This window comes from Granulicatella sp. 20925_1_28 (assembly GCF_041433575.1).
GTDB lineage: Bacteria > Bacillota > Bacilli > Lactobacillales > Aerococcaceae > Granulicatella.
The window spans coordinates 1-17,147 of sequence record NZ_JAPWBS010000020.1 but is presented as its reverse complement, the minus strand read 5'-3'; the positions used below and the strand labels follow the sequence as shown (position 1 = coordinate 17,147).

Genomic DNA, 17,147 nt, shown 5'->3' with positions numbered 1-17,147 from the left:
TTGGATTTAAGGAGATTAGAATGAATTCAAAAGCAGTTAAAATCTTACTTGAAGTACTTGGAGCCGTTGTGGTAAGTGCGGTATTATCGTTTATCCCACAAGAGGCACTTCCATTTGTTGTAGACCTTGCGATTATCCCATTAATTTTCGTGGCATTACGTCGTGGATTAGTATGGGGATGTATTGCAAGCACCTTATTTGGTGTCATCCATATGTTCATTCACCCAAGCGGAGCAGGATATTTTATGGTTCCGTTCCACGATTCTGTGATGGCATACGGATTCGTAGGTGTTGCAGGATTCTTTGCTCGTAACACGGTTCGTACAGCCTTCAACGCTCGTACGTCTTCAACAACATTAAACGTTGTGACAGCAAGCTTGATTGCAACATTTGTGAGCTATGGTATGCATGCGATTGGTACAGCGATTGGTGCACCATCGTTATTCTCAGCTGATAAAGTAGCCTTAGCACAAGGGTTCTTCGGCTTTGGCATGAGCTTTGTTGTGACATTAGTAGTGACACTTGTATTTTTAGTAACACCAATTTACGTGAAACGTTCGCTATACATTCCAAAAGGAACACGTTTCTTATCACGTCGCGAACAATCACATTTATTAAACGATTAATAGTAAAAAAGAGAAAGACCCTGATTCGTCGCGGTCTTTTTTCTTTCAATTTTGAGAGGAGAGCCAATGACATTTATTAGTTCGATTCTTTATATCATTATTTTAGTCAATACGTTTGCTGCGATTATCACGGTGTTTCGTGAGCCTCGTGAAATTGCTGCCACATGGGGATGGCTGATCGTCCTTGTAATGCTTCCAGTTTTCGGATTTATTATGTACTTCTTCTTTGGTCGAAGAATTCGTAAAAAGCGCATCTTTAATTTACGCGCCCAAGAAACAGTCGGCTTGCAAGAATTAGTCGAGCAGCAACAACGAGATTTGGCTTATACGAAGGGAAAAATCGGACCTGCAAAATTCCGTTTTAAGAACCCGTACCAAGAAGACTTAGCATCCTTCTTCCTTGAAGCCGATGATGCGATTATCACCGAGAATAATGATGTAGAGATGTTTGTGGATGGACAAGAGAAGTTTAACCGTCTAAAAGAAGATATTAAAAACGCTAAACATCATATTCACTTGCTGTATTACATCTTCAACCAAGATGAAATTGGCGAAGAAATCATGCAACTTTTGATTGATAAAGCCCAACAAGGGGTCGAAGTGCTTGTCATTTATGATGCCCTTGGATCACGGAAGACACGCAATTCTTTTTGGAATAAGCTGCATGAAGCAGGTGGTCAATCTGTTGCCTTCTTCGGGTACACATTGGGATTTATCAACTGGCGTATTAACTATCGTAATCACCGTAAGCTTGTTGTGATTGACGGTAAAATCGGCTATATTGGCGGATTTAATGTCGGAGACGAATATTTAGGTAAAGGTCCACTTGGTGCTTGGCGAGATACACATCTCCGCATTGTTGGGGATGCTGTTTATTCATTGCAATCGCGTTTCTTCGTTGATTGGAACGCCGCGGTTAAAGAAGAACAAAGACGAGAATTTATTCCAGAGTATTTCCCGCTAACTCAGGCAGAGGGCGATAATACCATTCAGATTGTTTCAACGGGCCCAGATAGCGATGTTCAGAAAATCAAGTTTGGCCTTATGAAGATGATTTTAATGGCGAAGAAATCAGTGTGGATTCAAACTCCATACTTTATCCCAGATGAGAGTATTCAAGAGGCATTAAGTATTGCTGCGATGTCTGGAGTGGACGTACGCGTGATGATTCCATGTAAGCCGGACCATCCAGTCGTTTATCGCGCGACAGAATATTATTCAAGCCAATTATTGAAATCAGGCGTGAAGATTTACGTGTATCAAAAAGGATTCCTTCATGCCAAGACAATGGTCGTCGATGGTGAAATGGCAACCGTTGGGACTTCGAATTTCGATATGAGAAGTTTCCGCTTAAACTTCGAAGTGAATGCCTTTATTTATAACGAACAGTTTGCTAAAAAAGTCGAGGAAGATTTCGCGAATGACTTGAAGAACTGTACCATCGCCAACGAAAAATACTTCGAAAAACAAGACCGCTGGAAGAGATTTAAACAGAAATTTTCTAGGTTGTTTGCACCAATTTTATAGGATACGAGGGCGAACGCTCAGGACTGAATCACTGGACTGATATGACGCAAGGGGCTTGGAACAAGTCGTGCGGGCATATCAGGAAGTGGACGTCAGTCGTGTGAGCCCGAGTTCAACTACATAGGATGTGAGAAATCGCGTTCAGAAATGGAACGTTGGACTCGAACGCCGGAAGGAACGTGAAACGTTCTGCGGACGTTTGAGGAAACGCACGCCATTTCTGCGATTGCGAGCTCAACTACATAGGATGTGAGAAAAGGCGTTCATAGGCGATGACGGTTCGCAGTTTAGCCGAAAGCGGTCTGTAAGACCGTGCGGACTAAACTCGAAAGGCTTGAGCCTATGCCTTTTCGAACTCAACTCCAAAAAATATCAAAAATCACTACAAATAAAATGTACTCACAAGCATTTGTGAGTGCATTTTTTATATTGTCTTAATCGAAAAAGGCCAAATATGGACATGTCCATATTTGGCCTTTTTTGCTTTGATTCGATTCAATTTTAAAAATAAACATTACCATATTTGGTAATTACCATATATGGTAATTGCAGCTTTAATCTAATTCCATGCAAGCAACAATTTGATCCACATTCAAGATATGAGTGATATTAGATCCTTCTTCTAAAAATACAAAGTGGTTATTCATTTGAATAGGGCTCTTAATCATACCGTTCTTCGTAAATGTAATTAAATTCCCAGCGTTATCGTATTTCTCGAAGTGGAGTACGATTGATTTCTTGAAGTAGAAGCTGTGGTGAATTTGTTCAACCACGTCAATTAGTGGCATAACAGTTGGTTTAAAGAACACATCTCTTTCTTCATATTCCTCTTGAGAGACTTGTAGTTTATTGATTAATGGTTTGATAAATGATGTAAATGTTGATTTGCGTTGTTCCATTTTCGATACCCCCGAACGTTTGTTTGCATATTTATTATACGAACAAATGTTCTAAAAAGCAATAGAAAAGAAAAAAATTTCTAAAAAAGTTGTGTTTCTTCCTATTTATAAAGTTTGAGTTTGCCCGAGAATATGGGGAATTAACGTTTGAATGAAAGCAAAATAAAGTTTATAATAGTAAAGAAAGCATTTTACTATTCGTGAAAGCGAATGGATTGGAGGTGTCACATGAGTCAAGAGATTCTAAATTCTGTTTTGGCCATTGAGTCTGAAGCAAAAGCGTTGAAGGAAAAAATCGAAGAACAATTATCCCAAACACATGAAGCAACAGATCAACGAGTGAACGAAGCTAAATCGAATATGGAACAATCGTTAGAAATCTACAAAGCTGAGTTGAAAGAAAAAAATCAACAAAAGAAAGCAGAGTTCGAAGCGAAAGTGAAAGAAGATGAATTAGCGGAGATTGCTACTCTAACAGAACGTTTCAATCATCTGAAACAGGATTTAGTTCAGGATACTGTGAAGGAGGTGTTGAAGAGATATGGCGATAGCTAAAATGAGTAAGGTGATGTTGATTGCCCCAACGGACAAACAAAATGACCTATTGGATGCTATTCAAGAATTACAATCTTTAGAAGTAACCTCGCTAGATCAGGCGAAAGAACTATTTACCGAAAATTCCATCGCTTTACAAGAAGTGGATACAGAGGAAATGAACGCTCTTCAACAGAAATTCGAAGGGATTCATGCGGCCATTACTTTTGTGGAAAAAAATCAAAAGCAACCGTCATTAATTCAAAAGTTAAAAACTCCAAAAGAGCAATTCACACTATCTGAATTACAAAAGGAAGTCCAATCATGGGACGCTGATGCATTAGTGGAACATGTAGAGAGTATTCGTACAACTCTTCGTAAGAAAGACGAGAAATTAAAAGAACTTCGTGAGAAAGAGGCGTTACTCCGTAAGTGGAGTGTGCTTGATTTCTATCCGAAAGATATCTTTAAACATCCGTATACGAAAACGAAAATGGGGACGATTCCTCAAGCGACAGATAATGCTTACTTGGAAGGATTAAAACAGAGTGAATTGATTTCTGTTCACGAAGTGTATCATACACGTGAAGAAATCGGATTATTGGTGACATATCCACGAAAAGCACAACAAGCTGCGAAAGAAGAGTTAGCCAAAGCGCACTTTAGTATTGTATGGTACGCATTTGAAGAAGCTCCTTCTGTTGAATTAGAGAAAAATCTAAAAGCGCAACAAGCAGTAGTTGAGGCTAAAAAGAAAGTATTAAATGATTTGCAAGAAGAAAAAGACCTTCTTCGCCAGTTACAGCTTTCTGCGGAAGTGACCTACAATGAATTGCAAAAAGAACAAGCTAAAAATGAATTGGTGAATGGACAACATGTATTCGTACTTCAAGGGTGGATGACTCAAAAAGCAGCAGAGGCTGTTGAAAGTCAACTGAAAGAAAAATTAGGAGAAGGCGAATATGTCTTCTTACCACTAGAGATTGCTGAAGAAGAATACGAAGAAGTGCCAACTGTTTTAGAAAACAATGCCTTCTTACAACCGTTTGAAAATCTAACAGAAATGTATGGATTACCAAAATACGGTGAATTAGACCCAACGCCTTATACAGCACCATTCTATCTTGTCTTCTTCGGGATGATGGCAGCAGACTTAGGGTACGGTGTACTTCTGTGGTTGGGAACATTCATCATGTTGAAGTTCTTCCATTTTGATAAAGGAATGAACCGTAATTTGAAGTTCTTCCACTTATTAAGCTACCCAGTCATGATTTGGGGGATTATATTTGGATCAGCATTCGGTGCGGATTTACCATTCCAGCCGCTATCATTATCTAAAGACTTAATCACGATTATGATTCTATCGATTATCTTCGGGGTTATTCAAATTATGGTCGGATTATCACTAGGAGCTTACTCAAATCTGAAGAAAAAAGCATATACCGATGCCTATACAAGTCATCTTGGATGGTTAGCCATTATTACGGGAATCATTCTTTATGTCTTAGGGTCAATGGTACTCAATATTTCTTGGATTGCGACAATCGGTTCATCGATTGCGATTATCGCAGCTGTTGCGATTGTAGTCGTAACTGTCTTATCAAGTGAGAACAAGTGGGGCGGTTTGGCGAGCAGTCTATATAACTTGTACGGAATTAGTGGATACGTAGCAGACGTCGTGAGTTATACTCGTTTAATGGCGTTAGCTGTATCAGGAGGAAGTATCGCGAGTGCGTTCAATATGTTGGTAGGATTCCTTCCACCAGTTGCACGATTTACAGCAGGTATCTTCTTAATCGTAGCATTACAAGGATTGAATATTTTCCTTTCATTCCTTGGGGCTTATGTTCACGGCTTACGTTTACAGTTCGTTGAATTCTTTGGTAAATTCTACGACGGCGGCGGGCACGCATTAAAACCGTTCAAAACATATGAAAAATACGTTGATATTAAACAACAGAAATCAGAATAAATGGAGGAAATATAATTATGACAAACTGGTTAACATTTTTCGTTGAAAATGGTGGAGGGCAAATCTTTGCCGCTCTAGGGATGGCAATTGCCATTATATTCTCAGGGATTGGATCAGCAAAAGGGGTAGGGATTGCCGGTGAAGCAGCTGCTGCCTTAATTAAAGAACAACCTGAAAAATTCGTTCAAGCATTAATTTTACAACTATTACCTGGTACACAAGGAATCTACGGATTCATCGTTGCCTTCTTCATCATGATTAACATGTCAGCTTCAATGACTTTAGCAGCTGGTTTATACTTATTCATGGCAGCTTTACCAATCGCATTCACTGGTTTATTCTCAGGAATTGCTCAAGGTAAAGTAGCAGCAGCAGGTGTACAAATCTTAGCGAAAAAACCTGAAGAATCTACTAAAGGGATTATCTTTGCCGCAATGGTTGAAACTTACGCAATCTTAGGATTACTTGCTTCTATCTTAATTATCATTAACAAAGGTTAAGAGGAGGGGTATTCTTGAAAGATTTAGAGCAACTAAAACAACTTATTCTAGCGGATTTAGAAAAAGAATCAAAGCAGCGAATTGAGGTTGCTACTAAAGAACAAGAAGAACGCATCAATCAAATGAATGCACAATATTCGCAACAAGAAATGGCGAAGAAAACGGCATTAAAACAAGAAGCAAAATCACAATACGAAAAAGAGCAACAGACTATTTTGAACGCAAGTAAAAAAGAAGTCTTGCGCGTCAAACGTGAACTTCTTGAGAGTGTATTTGAGGACGTTCTACAAGTAATGTCAACCTGGAGTGGGGAAACATTACGTCTCTTTATCGAGTCAGCTATTCGCAAATTACCAAAACAACAACAAACAACTCTTACTTTTGGAGAACAAACCGTTTCTCGTTTGAGCGATGAAGATAAACATGCATTAACTTCGCAATTTGCCTTTGTTCACATCGACGCAGCGACTCTTCCAAAAAAAGCAGGATTTGTGTTGAAACAAGAAGGAATCGAATATAACTATTTATTCGATGCATTAATTGAAGATTTAAAAGAAGAATATTCACCTATCTTAGCTAGAAAAGCATTCATTGGGTAAGGAGGGATGGAATGAATGATTTAGCCTATTCAGGAGTGAATACGACCGTTCGTATTCTTGAACAGCAATTACTGTCCAAGGAACAATTGAATGGGATTCTCGTATCTAAATCCTTACAACAAGCATTAGAAGCCTTGCAAAAGACAAGTTATGAGGTAGATGTACAAGAAGTTCTTGAATCAAGACAGTTCGACCCAGTCCTAGATGCCCATTTGAAGCGCAACTATGATGAGGTGTTAGAACTCATTCCGGATGCATCACTCCTTGATGTATTCTCGATTCGTTACACTTACCATAATTTAAAAGTTCTTCTGAAATCGAAGTTCTCAGGAAAAGACTTAAAACATTTATGTGTACCGTTAGGACGTTATTCCCTCGACACATTAAATCAATTAGTCGAAACTCAAGATTCTCTCGATGTACCAGACATCATGATTGAAGGGGTTCGTGAAGCGTATGCCGATTTTGAAAACTTTGGTCGCCTCGAAGCAGCCGATGTATTTATGGATCGCTACTATTTCAAACATCTTCGACTCATCGACCGTACGATGAATCAAGAGGCCATCCATCAAATCGTGAATATTATGATTGATATGGAAAACATCACGACATTAATTCGTGCCACAAAGCAAAAACAATCACGCTCATTCTTAATTGGGGTATTGTCTAGCGAAGGTACTGTAGATAAGACGTTATTAATCGACGAAGTGCATGAAAAGGGCACAGAGGCTCTTCTTGACCTTTATCGTCATGTTCCATACTATGACAAGTTTGTTGCGATTTTAGAACAGGAAGAACATCCAGTCTTTGCATTGGAATTATTAAAAGAAGAATTGATTCATCAAATTCTAGAAGAAGCGACTTTTGAACCATTTGGGCCATTGCCAAGTCTAGCGTATATTCATGCGCTTGAGATGGAAGTGAAAAACCTCCGTCTATTACTGGTCGGTGTGGACAATGAGTTTACAGAAGAACAATTAAGAGAAAGGATGCGACCAGTTTATGTCTCATAAAATTGCCGTAGTTGGCGACAAAGATTCCATCCTTCCTTTTAAAATTTTAGGATTTAACGTGTATCCTTGCCACGATGCGCAAACGGCACGAAGGATGATTGATGAACTTAGTGAAGAGGAAGTTGGCATCATTTATGTAACGGAAGCAATCGCAAGTCAGATTCCGGAAACGATTCGTCGTTATGATGCGGAAATTTCACCAGCCATCATTCTCATTCCGAACCATAAAGGGTCTTTAGGAATTGGAAAATCAAGAATTCAAGAAAATGTAGAAAAAGCGGTTGGACAAAACATCTTATAACCAACCAATACAGGAAACTAAGGGAGGTACCTCAGTGAAGATCGGAAGAATCGTAAAAGTATCAGGTCCTCTTGTGACTGCTGAAGGAATGGAAGACGCGAATATTCAAGATATTTGTCGTGTAGGTCATCTAGGCCTTATCGGTGAAATCATCGAAATGCGTAAAGATATTGCATCCATTCAAGTATATGAAGAAACTTCAGGAATTGGACCAGGAGAACCCGTCGAAACAACAGGGGAAGCATTATCTGTTGAATTGGCACCAGGGATTGTATCTCAAATGTTTGATGGGATTCAACGTCCCCTCAATAAATTTAAAGAAGTATCACAAAGTGACTTCTTAGTCCGCGGAACAAACGTGGATCCACTTGACCGTGAAAAAGAGTGGGAATTCGTTCCTACTGCTACTGTAGGTCAAGAGGTAGAAGCCGGAGACATTATCGGTTATGTACAAGAAACTAAAGTTGTACAACATAAAATCATGGTGCCTTACGGTGTGAAAGGTAAATTAGTAAAAGTGGAAGCTGGAAACTTCAAAATCGAAGATACAGTGTACCAAATTGAAACAGAATCAGGCGTACGTGATTTCAACTTAATCCAACGTTGGCCAGTACGTCGTGGTCGTCCATATAAAGTAAAGAAAAACACTGAAGTTCCAATGTTAACAGGACAACGTGTTATCGATACTTTCTTCCCAGTAACAAAAGGGGGAGCAGCAGCTGTACCAGGACCATTCGGAGCTGGTAAAACAGTGGTGCAACACCAAATTGCGAAATGGGCTGACGTGGATATCGTAGTATACGTAGGTTGTGGGGAACGTGGAAACGAAATGACAGACGTATTGAACGAATTCCCTGAATTGATTGACCCAACAACAGGTGAATCTATCATGGAACGTACCATCTTAATCGCCAACACTTCTAACATGCCGGTAGCGGCTCGTGAAGCGTCTATTTACACAGGTATCACAATTGCGGAATACTTCCGTGATATGGGATATAACGTAGCCATCATGGCGGACTCAACATCACGTTGGGCAGAAGCGCTTCGTGAAATGTCTGGACGTTTAGAAGAAATGCCAGGGGACGAAGGTTACCCAGCATACTTAGGAAGCCGTATCGCAGAATACTACGAACGTGCAGGACGTGTTGAAACATTAGGTAGCGATGGCCGTGAAGGTACAATTACAGCAATCGGTGCCGTATCACCTCCAGGGGGAGATACATCAGAACCAGTTACACAAAATACATTACGTGTAGCGAAAGTATTCTGGGGATTAGATGCAACATTAGCGCAAAAACGTCACTTCCCATCTATGAACTGGTTAACGTCTTACTCATTGTATGATCCAGAAGTTGGTAAATACATGGACGAAAACGTGCATGCAAACTGGTCTGAATTTGTTCAACATGCAATGAATACATTACAAGAAGAAGCAAGCTTAGAAGAAATCGTTCGTTTAGTTGGTCTTGAATCATTATCTGAACGTGACCGTTTAACAATGACAATCGCGAAATCTCTTCGTGAAGACTTCTTACAACAAAACGCGTTTGACGATGTCGATACATTTACATCACGCGAAAAACAATATCGTATGTTAGAGCTCATCTTAACGTTCGAAAAAGAAGCGCGTAATGCGATGAAACTTGGTTCTTACTATGCGGAAATTATGGATGGAACAGAAGAAGTACGTGACCGTATTGCTCGTTCTAAATATATTCCAGAAGCTGAGATTGCACGCTTTGAAGAAATTAAAGCTCAAATCAAAGCAGATATCGAAAAAACAATTCAACATGGAGGGATGACACATGCTTAAAGAGTATCGTACGATTAGTGAAGTTGTTGGCCCTTTAATGATGGTTGAACAAGTCGAAGGCGTTAAATATGATGAGTTGGTTGAAATCCAATTACAAAATGGTGAATTACGTCATGGACAAGTACTAGAAGTAAACGAAGATAAAGCGATGGTTCAGATTTTTGAAGGGCCAAGCGGCATTAACATTCGTGATACAAAAGTACGTTTCCGTGGTAAACCATTATCATTAAACGTATCTGAAGACATGATTGGTCGTATTTTTGATGGAATGGGGAACGTGATGGATAATGGTCCTGAAATCCTTCCAGAAGCGACTTTAGACGTAAACGGACAAGCGATTAACCCAGTTTCTCGTGACTATCCGGATGAATTTATCCAAACAGGGATTTCTGCCATTGACCACTTGAACACTCTTGTTCGTGGACAAAAATTACCAGTATTCTCTGGTTCAGGGCTTCCTCACAAAGAGTTAGCAGCCCAAATCGCACGTCAAGCGACTGTATTAAATAGCGACGAAAAATTCGCGGTAGTATTTGCTGCAATGGGGATTACCTTCGACGAAGCGGAATACTTCATGGAAGACTTCCGTAAGACAGGGGCGATTGACCGTTCAGTAATGTTCCTAAACTTAGCCAGTGACCCAGCCATCGAACGTATTGCGACCCCAAAAATCGCATTAACAACAGCTGAGTACTTAGCGTTTGAAAAAGGAATGCACGTACTTGTTATCATGACAGACATGACAAACTACTGTGAAGCGCTTCGTGAAATTTCAGCGGCTCGTCGTGAAGTTCCAGGACGTCGTGGATATCCAGGTTACTTATATACAAACCTTTCAACAATTTACGAACGTGCAGGACGTATCGTTGGCAAACCAGGATCTGTAACTCAAATTCCAATCCTTTCAATGCCTGAAGATGATATTACTCACCCAATCCCTGACTTAACAGGATATATCACAGAAGGACAAATTATTTTGGACCGTGCTCTTGATAAACAAGGGATTCAACCTCCAATTAACGTATTGCCTTCATTATCTCGTCTAAAAGATAAAGGTTCAGGTGAAGGAAAGACTCGTAAGGACCACGCGCCAACGATGAACCAATTATTCGCGGCATATGCAACTGGTAAACAAGCTAAAGAACTTGCAGTTGTATTAGGGGAATCTGCATTATCAAAAACAGATAAGAAATATGTAGAATTCACTGAACGTTTCGAACGTGAATATGTTGGACAAGGCTTCTACAAGAACCGTTCAATTCAAGAAACACTTGATTTAGGATGGGAATTACTATCCATCTTACCGCGTACGGAATTAAAACGTATCAAGGACGAGTTATTAGATGAATTTCTTCCGAAAGGGGAGTGATTCCTTTGGCACGATTGAACGTCAAACCAACTCGTATGGAATTGACAAAATTAAAACATCGTCTCGTTGTCTCAAAAAGGGGGCATAAGCTCCTAAAAGATAAACAAGATGAGTTAATGCGTCAGTTCATCGAACTAATTCGAAAAAACAATGCGTTACGTGAGGCGGTCGAAGGTCGTCTTGTGGAAGGAATGAAGAGCTTCGTTCTTGCAAAAGCAACGTTGGAAGAAGCATTTATCGAAGAACTTGTGGCGATTCCACCACAAAGCGTATCCTTGGATCTTCAAGAAAAGAACATTATGAGTGTTTACGTTCCAGAAATGCATTTCACTGTGAAAGATGAAACGGAGGAAAGTGACTTTAAATATGGTTACTTAAACTCCAACAGTGAGATTGATGATTCTGTAGAACAAATCTCAAGTGTATTAAATGAATTGCTAGAATTGACGGAGATTGAAAAAACTTGTCAACTGCTAGCAGATGAAATCGAGAAAACAAGACGTCGTGTAAACGCCCTTGAATATCGATTGATCCCACAATTAGAAGAAACGATTTACTTTATCGAAATGAAGCTGGAAGAAAACGAGAGAGCAAGTATCACTCGTATTATGAAAGTGAAAGATATGGGACAAAAATAACGAAAAGAAGACTCCTAGCAAAGGTTGCTAGGAGCCTTTTTGATTTAATTTTGTTAATTCCTTGAAGAAGTTATGAAAGCGTTTTAAATATAGCAAAATAGTACTAGTAAAGAGCAAAAAAGTCCAAGTAGCACCTAAAAGATAGTGCTAAAATTAATTATGGAAACGTTTTTATAATATTAAGGAGGGGTATTATGTATAATCGTCAAAATATGGAGAAGAGACAGCGCTTCTCTATTAGAAAGCTCACTGTTGGTACATGTTCAGTTATCATCGGGGCTTTCTTTTTTGGCACACTTCAACCAGTTTCTGCAACTGAAGCTGCTGCAACAGAGGTAGTAGCGACAGCCGTAGAAAACACGCCGGCTAGTGAGGCGGCCACTGCTGAAGAGAAACCAGCAGTAGAATCTGGTGCCACGGCAACTGAAGTTACGCCAAAAGAAGAAAAACAAGCAGTTTCTAATGAAGCTGCGAATACGGAGGCAACTGATAAAGTAGAAGAAAAAGCTACTGAAGCAGCAACCGAAAAAGCGGAGGCTAAACCTGCTGAAGCTAAACCAGCTGAGGAAAAACCAGCCGCAGAAGCAACGGGAGAAACTCGTGAAGCGACTGGCGAAACTCGTGAAGCAACAGCCGAAGTGAAAAAAGAGTGGGACTCAGTAAGCCGTGTGAAAGGGAAAGTTGAAGTCGTTGAAGAAGGCGGAGTACGCTACAACAAATTAACTTCAACAACAGCTAACGACAATGGAGCAAATGAAGCTTTATTTGAAAAAGCTGGATTACAAGCGGATGCGGAAGGAAATGTAAGCGTTGACTTAACGTTCAAGGCAAACACTCCTCCAGCTGAAACTCGTTTTGGGGTTTATGTAAAATATAAAGATAATGACAACAACATCTTTGTTGGGTATGACAAGGGTGGTTGGTTCTGGCAATACAAAGGACCAAATGTAAATACTTGGTATAGCAAGACTCGAGTAGAATCACCAAATGTGGGTGAAGAAAACCACCTATCTATCGTGTACAAGAAAGACGGTCAATTAAATGCTACAAATAATGGACAAACTTTATTTAGCACAGAAGTCGTTCCAGAAGCTGTCAAGAACGCTTTAGCTGATGTGAATAAAGTTTACCTCAAAGCTGGTACTTACGGTACAGAATTATCTTCTATTTCGATCAAAGCGGATAACCAAGAAAACATTAAACCAGAGGAAGAAAAACCAGCTGTAGATGATGGTTTCCGTCGTAATGACCAAGATGTTCATTACGAAACTTTACAATCTGAACAATTAAAAGCGATTATCGACACGGCGTTTCCACGTGTTAAAGAATATGAATTAGATGGAAAAACGTTAACAGGTCAAGTTCAAAAATTAGATAAAATGTCAATTAACGGTGTGTTAGTCACTCCAGAAGTTCAATACCGTAAAATTGATGACACTACTGCAGAATATGTAATGACAGTTAGAAACGATGATGAATTCATCAACGCTGATATCACTGTGAAATTACAATTAGTCGGCAACGAAATGCATTTCGATGTGACTAAAGTAGTCAACAAAAACAATGTTGAAATGGGTAAACCAGTCGACAATGTTCGAAAATTAATCCAAACTATTGAATTCCCAGGAAACACATTAGTTTCTGTAGGTTCTAATAAACAAAATGCGAAGTTTGACGGAGCACAAATGTCCACAAACACACATAGAGCAGGGGATTATCATTTAGACTTGAAGACAGGCAAAATGAATGATTACGCTTATGGCTTCATGTATGGCTTTGTTTCTTCAAATGAATTAGCAGCGTCTGTTTGGAGTAACTCTCAATTTACTTACCAAGGAAATGACTTTGCACGATTAACAACTGCTCTACAAAGAGTGGATGGCGTCAACTACATTGGTATCCAAAGTTCACCTTACTGGTATCAACGTGCTTATAAGAACTTAGTATTCCCTGAATACACATTAGAATTACCAAGTTCTAAAGTAGTCATCACAAAAGACTTAAATAAAGATAACGTTGTGGACTGGCAAGATGGTGCGATTGCATATCGTAATATCATGAACAATCCAAAAGGAGCAGAATCTGTTCCAGATTTAGTAGCGTATCGTATTGCGATGAACTTCGCATCTCAAGCGCAAAACCCATTCTTAATGACATTAGATGGCATTAAGAAGATTAACTTACACACAGATGGTTTAGGACAATCAATCCTTCTTAAAGGATATGGTAGTGAAGGTCACGACTCAGGTCACTTAAACTATGCAGATATCGGTAAGAGAATCGGTGGCGATGAAGACTTCAAGAAATTATTAGCTAGAGCAAAAGAATACGGTGCTAAAATCGGTATTCACGTAAATGCTTCTGAAACATATCCTGAATCTAAATACTTCAGCGAAGCAATTTTACGTAGAAACTCTGATGGAACATATATGTACGGTTGGAACTGGTTAGACCAAGGTATCAACATTGATGCAGAATATGACTTATCACATGACCGTCTTGCTCGTTGGAAAGAATTAAAAGAAAAACTCGGTGATGGACTAGACTTCATTTATTTAGATGTTTGGGGAAATGGACAATCAGGAGACAACACTGCTTGGCCAACTCACATTATTTCTAAAGAAATTAATTCGCAAGGCTGGCGTATGACAATTGAGTGGGGTTATGGTGCGGAATATGACTCAACATTCCAACACTGGGCAGCTGACTTAACTTACGGTGGATATACACTGAAAGGGATTAACTCAAATATCACTCGATTCATCCGTAACCACCAAAAAGATTCATGGGTGGGTGACTATCCAAGTTATGGTGGTGCTGCTAACTATCCATTACTAGGTGGATATAACATGAAAGACTTCGAAGGATGGCAAGGTCGAAGCGACTACGAAGGATATATTCGTAACCTCTTCGAAAACAACATTATGACGAAGTACTTCCAACACTACAAAGTATCTAAATGGGTAAACGGTAACCCAGTTGCAATGAGTGACAATGGTCAAAACTACAAGTGGACTCCAGAAATGGAAATTCATTTAACAAATGACAATGGGGACGAAGTGAAGATTGTTCGTCAATCAAACGACCCTAACAGCCCAGACTACCGCAAACGTGTCACAACATTAAACAGTCGTGTGATCGAAAATGGTGGAAGCTATTTAGTACCATGGAACTGGGATGAAAATGGTAAAGCTTTAACAGGCGACAAAGAAAAGATGTACTTCTACACAACTGAAGGTGGAACAACTGAATGGACTCTTCCAGAAGATTGGACTGGAGATAAAGTTTACCTATACCGTCTAACAGACCAAGGTAAGAAAGATGTTGTAGAATTAACAGTCGGCGCAGACCGTAAGATTCAAATTACGGGAGATGCAAACCAACCATATGTACTTTACAAAGCTGCTCAAGGCAAGAAGACAATGGTTTGGAGTGAAGGTCTACACATCTATGACCAAGGTTTCAACAGCGGAACATTAGACCATTGGGAAAAAACTGGTGACAGCGCTCATGCTGAAATCGTGAAATCTCAAGGAGCTAACGAAATGTTACGTATTCAAGGAAACACTGAACGTGTGACATTGAAACAACGCTTAACAGACTTGAAACCAAATACAAGATATGCTGTTTATGTAGGCGTGGATAACCGAAGCGATGCACGTGCAGATATCACAATCCGTGTAGGCGACAAAGTAATTTCTAACTACACAAACAAATCAATTGCGAAGAACTATGTACAAGCACATGCGCATAACACACTTAAGAAGAATGCGACAGTGGATAATACAAGTTACTTCCAAAACATGTATGTATACTTCACAACAGGCGAAGATGTTTCTAACGTGACATTAGAACTTGGACGTGATGCAGATGAAGCAGCAACTTACTTCGATGAAATTCGTGTATTTGAAAACCAATCTGTCATGTATAACGAAAAACACGACACAGGAAATGGTAAATTCAAACAAGACTTTGAAGAAGTGCCTCAAGGTATCTTCCCATTCGTAGTAGGGGATGTTGAAGGGGTATCAGATAACCGTACTCACTTATCTGAAAAACACGAACCATACACTCAACGTGGCTGGAACGGTAAGAAAGTCAACGACGTTATCGAAGGCAACTGGTCATTGAAGACAAATGGATTATCAGGTCGAGACAGACTTGTTTATCAAACAATTCCACAAAACTTCCGCTTTGAAGAAGGTAAGACTTATAAAGTAACCTTCGACTATGAAGCTGGTTCACATGGAGCATACTCATTCGTCATCGGTAATGGCGAAAATAGTCGTCGTAGTAAATTAACGAAATTCGACTTAGAAAACACTTGGGAAAATTCAAATACTCCTAAGAAAGTAAGCTACTATGTGACAGGTGAAAAAGGTGGAAACACTTGGATTGGTATCTACTCAAATGCGCGTGGTGCGGATACAAAAGGAGATACAAACAATAATGACATTAACTTCAAAGGTTACAAAGACTTCATGTTAGATAACCTAGAAATTGAAGAAGTTAAATTGACTGGTAAGATGCTTGCGGATGATGCATTTGAAAAGAGCACACCAGTCGTGAATGGTGATTACACTAAAGAAACACTGAATGCTTATAAAGATGCTGTCGCAGCTTTATTAGAAGTAGACGATGATATTAGTGTGGAAGATGCTAAAGCACTTATCGAAGCAGTAAATACTGCGAAAAGTGCTCTTAAGGTTAAACGTGTAGCACCAGATTGGTCAGATATTGAAGAATTAAGAGCGGTATACCAACCAGATGAACCTACAGAAGGAAACCCATATTTTGCCTTTGATGAAAATCCAAATACAATGTGGCACACACCTTGGGGAGTGGATAGTCTTGGTTCAGATTTAACAGTAACCTTTAGAAATCCAATTGAAGCCACTCGATTTGAATATGTACCGCGTTCATCTGGACAAAATGGACGTGTTAGAGCGGGTAGCTTACGTGTCTTTGATGAAAATGGTAAAGAACATAGTTTCAGTTTCCGTGAATGGAGAAATGACGCGAAGACTAAAGTTATAAACTTCGATGCTCCAATTAAGGTGAAGAAAGCCATCTTCACAGGTAATGAAACTTATGGGGACCCAGGTCATATCTCAGCAGTAGAGTTACGCTTCGTTCTTCCAGCCGAAGAAGATAAACCAGTAGATGAATCTGCATTAAACGCTGAAATTGAACGCGTAAGTAAAATTGATCGTAAAGATGCAAAAGAATACTTGGCTGCTGTAGAAGCGTACAAGAAAGGTCTTGCAGATCAGAACTTATTAACACCAAATGCAATTGCTAAATTAGTTGAAGGATTGAAAGAAGTTAAGGAAACTGTGGATCCAACACCGGA

13 protein-coding genes are annotated in these 17,147 nt (G+C 39.5%); 12 read left to right on the top strand and 1 reads right to left on the bottom strand.

Going from position 1 to position 17,147, the window contains the following annotated elements; translation table 11 throughout:
* The first annotated feature begins 20 nt into the window (after positions 1-20).
* Both O3793_RS08385 and cls read left to right on the top strand, forming a co-directional pair.
* Complete coding sequence (locus tag O3793_RS08385; protein ID WP_371446815.1) at positions 21-626, top strand: energy-coupled thiamine transporter ThiT; 606 nt, start codon at positions 21-23, stop codon at positions 624-626.
* A 66-nt stretch (positions 627-692) separates the two neighbouring features.
* Positions 693-2,153, top strand: a complete 1,461-nt coding sequence (gene cls, locus O3793_RS08380; RefSeq protein WP_371446813.1) for a cardiolipin synthase — start codon at positions 693-695, stop codon at positions 2,151-2,153.
* A gap of 554 nt (positions 2,154-2,707) precedes the next feature.
* On the opposite strand, the gene O3793_RS08375 is transcribed toward cls, so the two are convergent.
* Entirely contained in the window at positions 2,708-3,052 is a 345-nt protein-coding gene (locus tag O3793_RS08375; protein ID WP_371446811.1) for a hypothetical protein, read from the bottom strand.
* Between the two features lie 228 nt (positions 3,053-3,280).
* Here O3793_RS08375 and O3793_RS08370 point away from each other — a divergent pair, with 228 nt between their 5' ends.
* The 10 genes from O3793_RS08370 to O3793_RS08325 form a co-directional block, all read left to right on the top strand.
* Positions 3,281-3,607, top strand: a complete 327-nt coding sequence (locus O3793_RS08370; protein WP_371446810.1) for a hypothetical protein — start codon at positions 3,281-3,283, stop codon at positions 3,605-3,607.
* Positions 3,594-5,558, top strand: coding sequence for a V-type ATP synthase subunit I (locus O3793_RS08365; protein ID WP_048712585.1), 1,965 nt, complete (start codon positions 3,594-3,596; stop codon positions 5,556-5,558). Before O3793_RS08370 ends, O3793_RS08365 begins: the two co-directional genes overlap by 14 nt.
* 17 nt (positions 5,559-5,575) lie before the next feature.
* Entirely contained in the window at positions 5,576-6,058 is a 483-nt protein-coding gene (locus tag O3793_RS08360) for a V-type ATP synthase subunit K (RefSeq protein ID WP_048712582.1), read from the top strand.
* A 14-nt stretch (positions 6,059-6,072) separates the two neighbouring features.
* A complete protein-coding gene (locus O3793_RS08355) occupies positions 6,073-6,657 on the top strand; it encodes a hypothetical protein (protein WP_371446807.1) in 585 nt (194 codons plus the stop codon).
* A gap of 11 nt (positions 6,658-6,668) precedes the next feature.
* Entirely contained in the window at positions 6,669-7,670 is a 1,002-nt protein-coding gene (locus O3793_RS08350; protein WP_048712576.1) for a V-type ATPase subunit, read from the top strand.
* Positions 7,660-7,971 (top strand): V-type ATP synthase subunit F, encoded by a 312-nt coding sequence (locus O3793_RS08345; RefSeq protein ID WP_048712572.1) that lies wholly within the window; start codon positions 7,660-7,662, stop codon positions 7,969-7,971. The genes O3793_RS08350 and O3793_RS08345 overlap by 11 nt, the downstream gene beginning before the upstream one ends.
* 34 nt (positions 7,972-8,005) lie before the next feature.
* Entirely contained in the window at positions 8,006-9,787 is a 1,782-nt protein-coding gene (locus tag O3793_RS08340) for a V-type ATP synthase subunit A (RefSeq protein ID WP_371446804.1), read from the top strand.
* Positions 9,780-11,156, top strand: coding sequence for a V-type ATP synthase subunit B (locus O3793_RS08335; protein ID WP_371446802.1), 1,377 nt, complete (start codon positions 9,780-9,782; stop codon positions 11,154-11,156). The genes O3793_RS08340 and O3793_RS08335 overlap by 8 nt, the downstream gene beginning before the upstream one ends.
* A 5-nt stretch (positions 11,157-11,161) precedes the next feature.
* Positions 11,162-11,794: a V-type ATP synthase subunit D gene (locus O3793_RS08330; RefSeq protein WP_371446800.1), complete on the top strand. Its 633-nt coding sequence runs from the start codon at positions 11,162-11,164 to the stop codon at positions 11,792-11,794.
* Positions 11,795-11,988: 194 nt separating this feature from the next.
* Positions 11,989-17,147 (top strand): SpGH101 family endo-alpha-N-acetylgalactosaminidase (locus O3793_RS08325; protein ID WP_371446798.1); only part of this gene is annotated, 5,159 nt, incomplete at its 3' end.